11 protein-coding genes are annotated in these 11,958 nt (G+C 26.6%); 1 reads left to right on the top strand and 10 read right to left on the bottom strand.

The genetic code is table 11. From position 1 onward, the window contains the following. Positions 1-9 precede the first annotated feature (9 nt). The 3 genes from OIO11_RS02935 to OIO11_RS02925 all read right to left on the bottom strand — a co-directional run bounded on the left by OIO11_RS02935 (position 10) and on the right by OIO11_RS02925 (position 1,545). Complete coding sequence (locus tag OIO11_RS02935) at positions 10-882, bottom strand: Rpn family recombination-promoting nuclease/putative transposase (RefSeq protein ID WP_268069864.1); 873 nt, start codon at positions 880-882, stop codon at positions 10-12. Between the two features lie 114 nt (positions 883-996). Then, positions 997-1,128 (bottom strand): hypothetical protein, encoded by a 132-nt coding sequence (locus tag OIO11_RS02930; RefSeq protein ID WP_268069863.1) that lies wholly within the window; start codon positions 1,126-1,128, stop codon positions 997-999. Between the two features lie 6 nt (positions 1,129-1,134). Next, positions 1,135-1,545, bottom strand: a complete 411-nt coding sequence (locus OIO11_RS02925) for a nucleotidyltransferase domain-containing protein (RefSeq protein WP_268069861.1) — start codon at positions 1,543-1,545, stop codon at positions 1,135-1,137. 258 nt (positions 1,546-1,803) lie between these two features. Between OIO11_RS02925 and OIO11_RS02920 the strand changes: the two genes are divergently transcribed. Continuing rightward, the gene (locus tag OIO11_RS02920) at positions 1,804-3,537 is read left to right on the top strand and encodes an ABC transporter ATP-binding protein (protein ID WP_268069859.1); all 1,734 of its coding nucleotides are present in this window, start codon (positions 1,804-1,806) and stop codon (positions 3,535-3,537) included. A 378-nt stretch (positions 3,538-3,915) separates the two neighbouring features. Here the strand turns inward: OIO11_RS02920 and OIO11_RS02915 are convergent, their stop codons facing one another. The 7 genes from OIO11_RS02915 to OIO11_RS02885 form a co-directional block, all read right to left on the bottom strand. Further along, complete coding sequence (locus OIO11_RS02915) at positions 3,916-4,746, bottom strand: HNH endonuclease (protein WP_268069857.1); 831 nt, start codon at positions 4,744-4,746, stop codon at positions 3,916-3,918. A 9-nt stretch (positions 4,747-4,755) separates the two neighbouring features. Continuing rightward, positions 4,756-5,496 carry an OmpA family protein gene (locus tag OIO11_RS02910; RefSeq protein WP_268069856.1) on the bottom strand — a complete coding sequence of 247 codons (741 nt, stop codon included), beginning with the start codon at positions 5,494-5,496 and terminating at the stop codon, positions 4,756-4,758. 2 nt (positions 5,497-5,498) lie between these two features. Next, positions 5,499-6,998: a hypothetical protein gene (locus OIO11_RS02905; protein ID WP_268069855.1), complete on the bottom strand. Its 1,500-nt coding sequence runs from the start codon at positions 6,996-6,998 to the stop codon at positions 5,499-5,501. Position 6,999: 1 nt separating this feature from the next. Continuing rightward, positions 7,000-8,427 (bottom strand): HRDC domain-containing protein, encoded by a 1,428-nt coding sequence (locus tag OIO11_RS02900; protein ID WP_268069854.1) that lies wholly within the window; start codon positions 8,425-8,427, stop codon positions 7,000-7,002. Between the two features lie 16 nt (positions 8,428-8,443). Continuing rightward, the gene (gene lexA, locus OIO11_RS02895) at positions 8,444-10,894 is read right to left on the bottom strand and encodes a transcriptional repressor LexA (protein WP_268069853.1); all 2,451 of its coding nucleotides are present in this window, start codon (positions 10,892-10,894) and stop codon (positions 8,444-8,446) included. Positions 10,895-11,249: 355 nt separating this feature from the next. Then, positions 11,250-11,684 (bottom strand): PD-(D/E)XK nuclease family transposase, encoded by a 435-nt coding sequence (locus OIO11_RS02890; RefSeq protein ID WP_268069852.1) that lies wholly within the window; start codon positions 11,682-11,684, stop codon positions 11,250-11,252. A gap of 65 nt (positions 11,685-11,749) precedes the next feature. Further along, positions 11,750-11,935 carry a PD-(D/E)XK nuclease family protein gene (locus OIO11_RS02885; protein WP_268069851.1) on the bottom strand — a complete coding sequence of 62 codons (186 nt, stop codon included), beginning with the start codon at positions 11,933-11,935 and terminating at the stop codon, positions 11,750-11,752. Between the last annotated feature and the right edge of the window lie 23 nt (positions 11,936-11,958).

The raw sequence follows: 11,958 nt of genomic DNA, 5'->3' as shown, positions 1-11,958 counted from the left end.
TCATATTCCTTAATTCTTTAAATTTCTAATTTCTTCTACACTTAATCCTGTAGCATTTGATACAATCTCTACATCCATACCCATATCTAATAAATTTTTTGCCGTTTTAATTAGTCCTTCTTTTAGTCCTTCTTTTAGTCCTTCTTTTAGTCCTTCTTTTAAGCCTTCCTCTCTTCCTTCATTCTTAGCTTTATTTAATGCACTTATTTTATCCTTTAATATTTTTGCTCTCATTTCATAGAGCATTCTTTGCTCATCATCATTACTTAATCTTACTAATTCATTTTTAGCTTCTTTTATTTCTTCTATATTCATTTCTAAACTTCTTACTTTTTCACTCTCTGGATTTTTCAAAAATTCCGTCCATGCCACCAGCATGTCTTTATCATCACTATTATCTTTAAGCTTTGGTATCTCTATAAAGTGTATTTCTAATACATCACTTAGTTCCTCATTCGTTTCCACTTCTTTTAATCTGTAACCATTATGGAATCTATCATTTTTAAGGTATTTGAAGTTAAGAATGTTTATGCAGACCGTTCTTTTTAAACTTGAATAGTCTTCACCTTCTCCTAACTGTTCTTCATATAGTTTGCTCCAATAGTAAAGACTTCTTTTTATCATGTTATACTCATTTTTTAATTGTATTTCTATATTTATTATTTCATTATTACTTGTTTCTGCTTTTACATCTAATCTTGAAAATTTATCATCTAGAAAATGCTTTTCTAAGTCTGTATTCTTTATTTTAACTTTGGTTATTTGATACTTTGGTTTTAAAGTTGCATTTAAAAAGGATATCAATATTTTAGGATGCTTATCTGAACCAAATATATTTTTAAATACAAAATCTATTTTAGGGTCTAACAGTCCTTTTAACATAACTTCACCTCTTTCTTATAATCTAACTAATTTATTTTTCTTATCCCGTACAGTTGTTACTAATATTATATACCATACGTTATTTTTCTTAAAAAGTTTAATTCTAACTCCTAATTATTTAACGTAATTTAAATAACCTTTTGCAATTCCAATTATTACATCAATTCTATCTCTATATTTAATAATATGTTCAAGTAGCTCTTCATGACTTGGCTCTTTATATCTATGAGAAATTCTATTTCTCATCAATCTTCATGACAATACATCAGCTCTTCTAAAATACATAAAATTTTCATTTTCTCTATAGATTCTATCAGTTTCATAACAGAATCTCTCAAATAATTTATTATTATCTGTAGAATATATAACATCTCCATTATTTAAAATATTTATTTTGATAAACAAATCTAAAGTATGGCTCCTTAAATCTACTACATCTATTTGCCTTTCCAAAAATCTTTCTAAAAATAGCTCTATATCCAAAATATTATCCAATGGGATTTTATTTTTTCCTAACAAAGCTATATCCACATCAGATAATTCATTAAATTCTTCATTACAAATACTTCCCAAAATTACCACGCTAAAAATATTAAATTTACTAATAAATTTAATAAATTCATCTGAAGCTAATTTATCTAATATTACATTTTTATCTTCCATTATGCTCAATACAATCACCAACTTTTTGAAATTAATTTATCATTATTTATCTTTATTATATCATAACTAATTTATTTAATTTCCATATCTCAAGACTAAAAATTATTATATTCAATAAAAACTTGGCGAAGAGGTTTTAGAATTTCATTAGGATAAAAACCTTGAAGAACTTGCTGATATATTATAAATACAGCCTATTATTTTTTATCATTTTAAGTTATAATGGAATTTATTATTTAAAATGGGGGGAAACGAAAGATGAATACACTTGAAAAATTTATAAGCTATTATAAGCCTTATAAAAAGATGTTCTTTATGGATATGTTCTGTGCTCTTATATTATCAGTCATAGATTTATCATTTCCAATAATAGTTAAGTATTTATTGAATGATATATATTTAAAAGATACTAATGTGATACTTAAATATGCAATTATAATAGGAATTTTTATGCTTTTCATGTATGTTATAAGATTCTTTTCCCAATATTACATAACTTCATGGGGGCACATAATGGGAGCAAAGATGGAGGCAGATATGAGAGAGGATATATTTTCTCATCTTCAAAAACTATCTTTTTCTTATTATGATAATAATACTACAGGGAAGTTGATGTCTAGAGTAGTCACAGATTTATTTGATATATCGGAGCTTGCTCACCACGGTCCTGAGGATGTATTTATTTCTATTCTTAAGATTGTAGGTTCTTTTATACTACTTTTAAATATTAACGTTAAAATAACGCTAATATTATTTGCAATAACATTAGTTATGATATATTTTTCTTATTTTTATAACAAAAGAATGCGATATATATTTAAGGAAAATAGAGCTAAAATTGCAAATGTTAATGCACAAATTCAAGATAGCTTATCAGGAATAAGAGTTGTAAAATCCTTTACAAATGAAAATGTAGAGAGGATTAAATTTAATGAGGGAAATAAGGAATTTTTAGATACTAAGGAAAAAAGCTATTATTTGATGGGGCGTTTTTTCAGCATGAATGGATTTTTTCAAGGGATGTTATATCTTTCTGTAGTAGTATTTGGTGGAATTTTTATAAGTACGGGAGCTATAAATGTTTCTGATTTGGTTGTTTATATATTGTATATAAATATATTTTTAAACCCTATAGAAAAATTGGTGAATTTCACAGAGCAATATCAAAAGGGAATATCAGGCTTTGAGAGGTTTTTGGAAATAATGAATACAGATCCTGATATAAAAGATAAAAAAGGAGCAGTAGAAATAAAAGATGTTAAAGGAAAAATAGAATTTAAAAATGTATCCTTTAGTTATGATAATAAAAATTCTATACTTAATAATATAAACATGAATGTAGAATGTGGAAAAACAGTAGCTGTAGTTGGTCCATCAGGTAGTGGAAAAACTACATTTTGTAATATTATTCCTAGGTTTTATGAAATATATGAAGGAATGGTTACTATTGATGGAATAGATATTAAGGATATTAAGTTGAAATCATTAAGAAGAAATATTGGAATAGTTCAACAAGATGTATACATTTTTGGCGGTACAATAAGGGATAACATAGCTTATGGAGATTCAAATGCTTCAGAAGAAGATATTATAAAGGCAGCTAAGAAAGCTAATGCTCATGAATTTATAATGGAACTTGAAAATGGATATGATACTTATGTAGGAGAGAGAGGAGTTAAACTCTCAGGAGGACAAAAGCAAAGAATATCTATTGCAAGGGTATTTCTTAAAAATCCACCAATTCTTATATTGGATGAAGCAACATCTGCTCTGGATAATGAAAGTGAAAGATATATACAAAAATCTTTAGAGAGATTATCTCAAAATAGAACAACTATAGTTATAGCCCATAGATTAAGCACCATAAAAAATGCAGATGAAATAGTTGTACTGACACAAGAAGGAATAAAAGAAACTGGAACCCATGATGAACTTTTGTTGAAAGATGGAGTATACGCTAAACTTTATAATATGCAATTCGAAGCAGTGTAAAAATTTACAATATAAGTAGATGCAAAAAACCTTGGATTTTCCTAAGAAGTTTTTATTGATTATTCTGAAAAACAAGTTTAAAAATTATTATGATAAATAAGCAGAAAGCTCATCACTTCCTGCTTATTTTTATTACTTTTAAATTTAGAAACATCAGTTAAAATATTGATTTGTTTTAAAAATAGGATTTTTAAAAGTTTTTCTATCAGTTGTAGTTACATTTATTCTATTAACATCTGACAGATAACCAATAGACCAATCTTTAACCTCTATAAGACAAACTCCCTTTAAAGAATCAATTAATATAAAATCTGGCTCAAGATTTTTAAGTTTAGGTTGGATATATAGATAACACTCATTATCTACATCTTCATACTCTTAAAGATTTAATAATTCCTTATAATGCTCATGATAAGGTTGATTTGCATGACATTCTTTACACAAAGCTCTTAAATTCGAATAACTATTATTATACTTTGAACCATCTATGTGATGAACATCTAACATTTGAGGGTTATTAAAAAACACCTCTCCACATTCTTCGCATGTCCAATTTTTATATTTTTTATATTCTCTAGCAATTTCACTCCAGTTATCCGAATATTCATTTAATGGAGATGTTATATCTGTATACTTAGGAATTTGTTTGAACTTGGTATCATATTGATTTAAAAATTCTTTAATATTAAATGCTTCATATATTTTATTTCTTTCTATTTGTCTAGAACTTTTATATTCTTTATAATTAAGTTCTCCTAAGCAATATCTGCATACTCCCAATTTTCGTTCTATATTTTCTTCTATTGGCTCATGAGTTGCCTTATCTAAAATATTTGCTATAAATGTACCATCTGTTCTTCTACTAACAACATATCTATTTAACCTTTTATTTACATTCATTTCCTGTAATTTTTCACACCAGGCTACGTGATATTTATATTCATAGTTATAAGAGTACTGATCACGTATATATAAAATCATTTTTTTACCTTTATACTCTAGTGTTTTATCTTTACTTATTGTTAATTCATCTAAAGAAATATCTTTACCTCTACCCCTTACTATTTCTATCCATTCAGGGGTCTTTTCAAATTCTATTTCATCAAATTTAGTGCTGCTGTCATAACTTATATCACAATTTTTAGTTATACCCATTTTACTTTTTATTCCTTGAAAAAGATCAAATTCATTAAAATCTATTAGCTTCATACCCTGCACCTACTTTTTATCTTCATATTCTTTAATAATTTGAGAAATTATATAGTCTGCATTAGTTCTTATTTTAAATTCAACTCTTCTTGATTTCTTTTTATTTTCATTACCCTTTTCATCATAATATCTATGACTATAAGACATCCCATTAGCTGTTAAATGTTCAATTAACCAACTATGGTATTGTTTTGAATCATTTAAATTCATAACATATTGTAATACATTTCTTGTTCTATCTTGAGAAAGACTCATATTATTAAAATATGAATTTAATTCCATAGAATCTTCATTCCATTCACTTGATGTATATCCTTCAATTCTTATTTCTTCTATATTGCCTTTGTATTTTCCATAAATAATTTTTATATATCTAGGAAAAAAATCATCTAGTATCTTTTTGAATTGTGGTTTTACTTCAATTTCCCCTTTATTAAAAAACACCTCAGGTTCTTGGAATCTAACAGATAAATCTTTAGGATCTATTACTATTTTCCAGTTTTTTAAGTCATTTTTAAACTCTTTGTTTAAATCTTCATAAATATTAACTCTAATGCCTTCATAGGTATCAACAACTTTTTTTATAGCTTCCTGTTCTTTTCTTATTTTGATATTTTCTTTACTAACTTTTGACATAAAAGCTATTGAAATAAACAAAAATATTATCATTAATCCAGACATTAAATCTGAAATCGAAGACCAAACATTATCTTCTTTTGTATTTCTTTTTTTATTTTTTAGTAACTGCATATTTAATTAACTCCTTCTGCTATATTAACTACTTGTTTCAACTTATCCGCAAGTGGTATATAGTCCTGAGCAAATCTATTAGATATTTGTACTAATTGTGTACCTAACGTTTTTAACGAATTGTTAAGTTCGATTTCTAAAGTTTTATGTAATTGATCAACTTTACTCTTAAATCTTTCTTCCGAATTCTCTATCATACTTTTTATTTGTTCAGACATATCTGCATTAACCTCTTCTATATTACTACTCATATTAGAAAAAGCATTATCTAGATTTCCTGTTATACTGTTAGTTGCATTTTCCAATGTTTGAACCTGTGCCTGCATAGATTTCATATTAAAATCCAATGTCTTGCTAATTTCTTCTTTAAATGTTGTTAGAATTGACTTGAAGCTCTTAGAGGTTTCTACCATACTAGTATTAATATCTGGAACAATAGTTCTTAGTCCTTCTACAACTTCATTGAAATTTCCAAGATAATTTTCTGTATAACCTTCAATAACGCTTGTACTATTATTAAAATTACTTTGTATTTTATTAAACATTGTATCTAAATAAGCATTAATTGAAGGGATAGCTTCTTTAGCATCACTAGCAATTTCAGCTAATGCTTCCATATTAGTCTGTATGTTCTTTTGATTATTATCTATTCCTATTAATGTTGGTTCTAATTTTTCACTTATACTAATTAATACATTTGCTTTATCCGCAATAGCTGTTGTAGATTCTTCTGTTTTAGTTATTGATTCAATTGTTTTTTCCAATTGTTTCTCTGAAGCTTCAATATGATTTTTATAATTTTCCTGCCATATTAATAATGCTCCTACAGCTTCATTTAATTGTTTGAAATTTTCACCAAATTGTTCTGTAATTTTATTATTAAAATCTTTAATAACATCATTTAAAGCTTCTATTAAAGATTTTGAGTTTTGCTCTGCTATAGTTTCAGCAAAAGATTTAAACTCTTTAATCAATTCCTCTTGTTTTCTATTTACATCACTGTTAAATAATTTAAGTTCTTTTAGAAGTTCTTCTTGTTTCCTATTGGAATTTTCATCCATTATTTTAAATCTATCTACCATTTGTTGCTGATTCGTTATTAATGTAGAATTTAACGTTTTTAGTTCACCAATCATAGCTTTTACTACTTCTGTATCATCTTCATAATTGATAGTTTCTTCTTGCTTTGATAAATTCTTTTTTTCTTGCTTATACTTCATAACAATAGATGCTGTCATTCCAACAACAGATGTTATAAAAGCTGTTTTCATTCCCTCAAGCAGATTTGGTATACTTGCTTCTATATTACTTGGGTTAAAAGCTAATAATCCTAAAGAAATACCTACAAATGTACCTAATACTCCTAATGTAGCAACTATATTTGGAATATTTGTTTCTTCTTCTGGTTTCTCTTTAATATACTCATTAAATTTCTTTAAGCATGCTGCTATAAGTATAAAAACTATTACATTAACTATTACATTGATTATCTTAAAGTTCATTTTAATCTCTCCTCATATAATTATATAATTTCAAAATTTCCATTATTTCATCCCCATACTCTTCCACTTTCTTTTCTCCAAATCCTCTTACTTTAAGCAATTCTAATTTATTTTTAGGCATTTTATCTAACAAGTCTTCCATTTCTGCATTGTTAAATATGAAATAGGCTTTTATGTTTAACTCCCTGGATTTTTCCAATCTATATTTCTTTAAATTCTCTATTAGCTGTTCTCTAGTCTTTGATGCATCCTTAACCTTAACTGCTGCAATCTCACTAACTGTTTTTTCTACCAAATCTATTTTATTTTTAGAATAGTCTTGTTTTGATTTGCCTTTTATTATGTTAATAATATCTTCTCCATATTTCCCAATCTTAACTTTCCCTAGACCTTTTATATCATAAAGTTCTTCTATTGTGTCTGGCATATTCTCAATAATTTGTTCTATTACTGAATTTGGAAAAACACAATGATAACTTATAGGTTTGTATCCTTCTTCTCTCCCTTTTTTATTTCTATATAGTCTCAATTTTTCAAATAGCTTATTTTCATCTTCTTCTAAAATATTTTCACTACTATTTACTTCAAATTGATTTATATCTGTAGAATTTATAAAGTCCTTTTCTGTTATAAAGAATTTTGCTAAATTATTGTATGCTTTTGGTTTGTTTAATTTAATTAGCAATTCAGCAATATTATTCATATTTTCTAAAGTTAAAATCACCTGATTTTCTTTTTGAAGTTTTTCAAGTTTTGATATAACTCCATCATGTTTAACTATACACTTTTTAATTTCTTCTGGTGCTTGGCTTTGATCAACTACAGTTCTTTCATTTGCAAGTACAACTAAGGATTCAAAAGGTATATCTATATTTAGTTCTTTTGATAATACATATTTTAATATGTTTATATGTCTTCTATTTTGAGAAATTGGACTATACATTCCCTTCTCATTGCCATCATTAAACCTTCTTATAAAATCTCCATTTGAATCAATTTTTATATTTCCATTTAACTTTTTAGACTTTAATACACAAATATATCTGCTGGATATTACAACAAAATCTAATTGTGCAACATAATCTTCATATTGAAGTCGTATGTCATGCAGACATAGCACAGGTAAAAAGCTATTCTTCAATTCAAAATATACCTTATTCTCACCATACAATCCTTGTTTATGATAGTATATATCTCTACTTACTTTTTCCTTTTTTTCTCCTTCTTTCAATTTCGATGATAATAGCTCTAAATCTTTTAGCTGCTTGTTATCCATTGAAAAATCTTTTGCGAATTTAGCTTTTTCTAATTTAATCTCATTTAAGCTTTGATTACTGCTATTATTAATAAAATTTAATACTTTATTTAGCAATCCCATAAGTTCTCTCCTACTCTTTGCATTCTTTAAAACTCCCTCTACTTTTCTCAAAGTAAATTTATCAATATTATTGACTTTCCTTCATAACCCCCACAGCAATTCCCATTATTCTTACTTCATCACTTTTCAGCATTATAGGCTCATAGTTTTTATTTTCTGGCATAAGAATCACAGTGTCTCCCATTTGGGTAAATCTTTTTAATGTAGCACTTTCTCCATCTGCTGCGGCTACTATATCTCTATTTTCAGCTGTATTTTGGGCTTTTATCAATACATAATCTCCATTATTTATGCCTGTATCTATCATACTGTCACCTTTTACCTTTAACACAAAATACTCCTCTGAAGAATTGAACCATTCCTGTGGTAAACTTAATTTTCCTTCTATTTCTTCATTCATATAAATTGGATAGCCTGCTGCTATATTTCCATATACAGCTACTGCTCTCAAGTCAGCTTCACTATAATTTATGCTGTCATTTTCATCCTTTATCGTTAAGTCCTTTGGCAGTGATGAATCCTTAATTATTTTTATTTTTCTATTATGTTTCAAATCAACATATTCATATTCTTTTAAACTTATTGGCAGCATAGTTGTATCAAACATTGGAATGTCATCTATTTCTTCAAAATCCTTATTTATAATTTTAATTTCACTACCATCAGTTGCTATTCCATATTGGCAGTCCTTTGAGTTGCTCATATAACTTTTCAGCTGTTCTAAAGCATCATTAGTTCCTTGATTAAAGGCTTTTGTTTCTACAAAAATATACGGAACTTTAGTATTATTTTTATAAATATTAACTACTGCATCTACAAATCCAGTTTTTGAGAAACTGTTTATTCTGTATTCTATATCTATCAAACTTAAAGGATATTTATATGTTTCGATAAGCTGCTTTAAAATCCACTGTCTTATTTTTTCTTCCTTTGAGTATATATCAGCTACTTTTTCTTTAAATATATAACTATCTATATGAATGTTTTTACATATGTGCATTTCACTCTTTGCTTTTATTTTTAGAAATTTACCATTTATATCTTTTATAAACTTTGAAGGCGCTTTACTGCTTGTCATATATAATAATTCATTAGCTCTTGTCATCCCTACATATAAAAGCTTTCTTTCAATTGACTCTTGATATTCTTTTTCTGCTTCATCCTTGTAAGATAAATAAGGTATAACCCCTTCATTTAACCCAACAATAAACACTACTTTGAATTCTAATCCTTTTATTGAATGCAGTGTTACAAACTTTATAGAATCTGTATCAAAATCTCCATCCATCTTGTTTATTTTTACACAATTAAGGTTTGCTTCCTCCAATTTTGAACTCATGTAATCTAATATTATTTTATTTTTTGCAATTATAGTTATATCTTTCAAAGCATATTTTTCTAATAAGTTTTCTTTTATTTCTCTTATTACATATGCCGCTTCTTCTCCTTGGGTACTGAAAAATCTATATACTGGATAACTTCCCTGTCTATCTATTAATGAAGCTTTTACATAATTTTCATCTTCTACTATATTAGGATCTTTTTCGATTAAACTGTAAGCACATTCAGCTACTTGTGTAGTTGTTCTATAATTCTTAGCTAAAATATTACTTTTCCCTTTCATATCAAATCCCATGCTGGCAAAGCTTCTTCCCTTTACTAGCCAACTGTGAGGATATATATTTTGAGCTGTATCTGCAATGAAAGCTATACTTGAATATTCCTTTTGTTGGTACATAGCTTTTAAGACTTCTATTTGTACTCTTGTTAAGTCCTGACTTTCATCTATTAATATATGAGTATATTTATTAATTGAATGATTTTTTGCATAATCAAGTGCTAATAAAGACATGTCCTTAAAATCAATATATCCTTGTTTTTTTAGCTTCTCACTATAAAGCTGCATTAGTTCAAATATTATTCTTCTCTTATCTGAGTTTTTTCTTAGCTTTTGAGGTCCCTGTGGATTTAATTGATTAGTTCTACCTATTCTATCTATATTCTGATATTCTTCAAGTTCCATGTAGTTGCATGACTTAATCCAATCTATTTCATCCTTTAAGAATTGCAAATTTCTTTCATCTAATATATCTTCTTCAGGATACTTTTTTCTTAATTGAAAGGCACTTTGTTTTAAGGTAGGAGCAATTATTTTATTATCCGTTGTTATATTATACTGATAATTAGTTTCTTTCTTGAATTTTTGAAAACAGCTATATATTATTTTATCAATGGTTTTTATATCTACCTTATTTTCTTTTGAAGTTAAAAAATCACCAAAAGAAACTTGTTCAGTATTTTCTACCTTTTTATATAAGTGAGTTATATAATTTATCAATGTTTTATTAAATGTAACCATGAGTATGGAATCATTTTTTTCAAAACAATAATGCTTCAATAAAAAAGGAATTCTATGAACTGCTACTGTAGTTTTACCTGAACCTGCTACCCCTTTTATTAGATTGTGCCCTGTTGGTTTCGCTTGTATTAGCTTTTTTTGTTCCACGTTTAAATTCATACTAACTCCCCCATAAACTTTTCTGTATAAATATATATAAACTACCTAAAATATAGCTAACTTTATTTGCATCATTACCATAATTGCCTTATTCTGTACACATTTATATTTTAGCATAAAAATTCATATAATGATTATTTTTGACATAAATTTGATTAAGAATATCTTCTAAATAAAAGGTTATAAAAAAGTACACCTCTAAATGTTATATTTGTCTAACATTTGGGGTGCACTTCACATAGTGGCTTCTATAAAATCTATACTTCTATTACATTCTTAATCTTTAATATTTCACTCCTGTTTGATAGGTACGCGAAGATAATTTACATACTTTTTCTTAATTCTTTTACTTTTTCTATTGAAATTCCCACTTTTTTGAAATAGTTTCATCATCTAAAATATCTATCAACTTCCTTGCAATTTCCTTTTTTTCTTTTCTTCGCCCTTCTTCTCTTCCTTCATCCTTTGCTTTATTTAATGCACTTATTTTATCCTTTAATATTTTTGCTCTCATTTCATATAACATTCTTTGTTCTTCATCATTACTTAATCTTACTAATTCATTTTTAATTTCATTATTACTTGTTTCTGCTTTTACATCTAATCTTGAAAACTTATCATCCAAAAAATGTTTTTCTAAGTCTGTATTCTTTATTTTAACTTTGGTTATTTGATACTTTGGTTTTAAAGTTGCATTTAAAAAGGATATCAATATTTTAGGATGCTTATCTGAACCAAATATATTTTTAAATACAAAATCTATTTTAGGGTCTAACAATCCTTTTAACATAACTTCACCTCTTTGTTATAATCTAACTAATTTATTTTTCTTATCCCGTACAGTTCTTACTAATATTATATACCATACGTTATTTTTCTTAAATAACAAGTAACTATAATGTTTTTATAATCTACGTCTTTAATTTTTAATACTTTTTCAACAAATAACTTTAAAAATACTTTTTCTTGATTATGACTTCCTTGTGGATTCAAAAGCTCATATATAAATGTCGAATGAGTTTTAACCTCAAGTCTTTCCATATTTCACTATCAATCTTTTAACA

Source organism: Clostridium sp. ZS2-4 (assembly GCF_026719745.1).
GTDB lineage: Bacteria > Bacillota > Clostridia > Clostridiales > Clostridiaceae > Clostridium_H.
This window is presented reverse-complemented; position numbering and strand designations above follow the sequence as displayed.

Bases quoted from the DNA above. Each gene is read 5' to 3' on its own strand.
- OIO11_RS02935 (WP_268069864.1), bottom strand. From the start codon at position 882: ATGTTAAAAGGACTGTTAGACCCTAAAATAGATTTTGTATTTAAAAAT.
- OIO11_RS02930 (WP_268069863.1), bottom strand. From the start codon at position 1,128: ATGAGAAATAGAATTTCTCATAGATATAAAGAGCCAAGTCATGAAGAG.
- OIO11_RS02925 (WP_268069861.1), bottom strand. From the start codon at position 1,545: ATGGAAGATAAAAATGTAATATTAGATAAATTAGCTTCAGATGAATTT.
- OIO11_RS02920 (WP_268069859.1), top strand. From the start codon at position 1,804: ATGAATACACTTGAAAAATTTATAAGCTATTATAAGCCTTATAAAAAG.
- OIO11_RS02915 (WP_268069857.1), bottom strand. From the start codon at position 4,746: ATGAAGCTAATAGATTTTAATGAATTTGATCTTTTTCAAGGAATAAAA.
- OIO11_RS02910 (WP_268069856.1), bottom strand. From the start codon at position 5,496: ATGCAGTTACTAAAAAATAAAAAAAGAAATACAAAAGAAGATAATGTT.
- OIO11_RS02905 (WP_268069855.1), bottom strand. From the start codon at position 6,998: ATGAACTTTAAGATAATCAATGTAATAGTTAATGTAATAGTTTTTATA.
- lexA (WP_268069853.1), bottom strand. From the start codon at position 10,894: ATGAATTTAAACGTGGAACAAAAAAAGCTAATACAAGCGAAACCAACA.
- OIO11_RS02890 (WP_268069852.1), bottom strand. From the start codon at position 11,684: ATGTTAAAAGGATTGTTAGACCCTAAAATAGATTTTGTATTTAAAAAT.
- OIO11_RS02885 (WP_268069851.1), bottom strand. From the start codon at position 11,935: ATGGAAAGACTTGAGGTTAAAACTCATTCGACATTTATATATGAGCTT.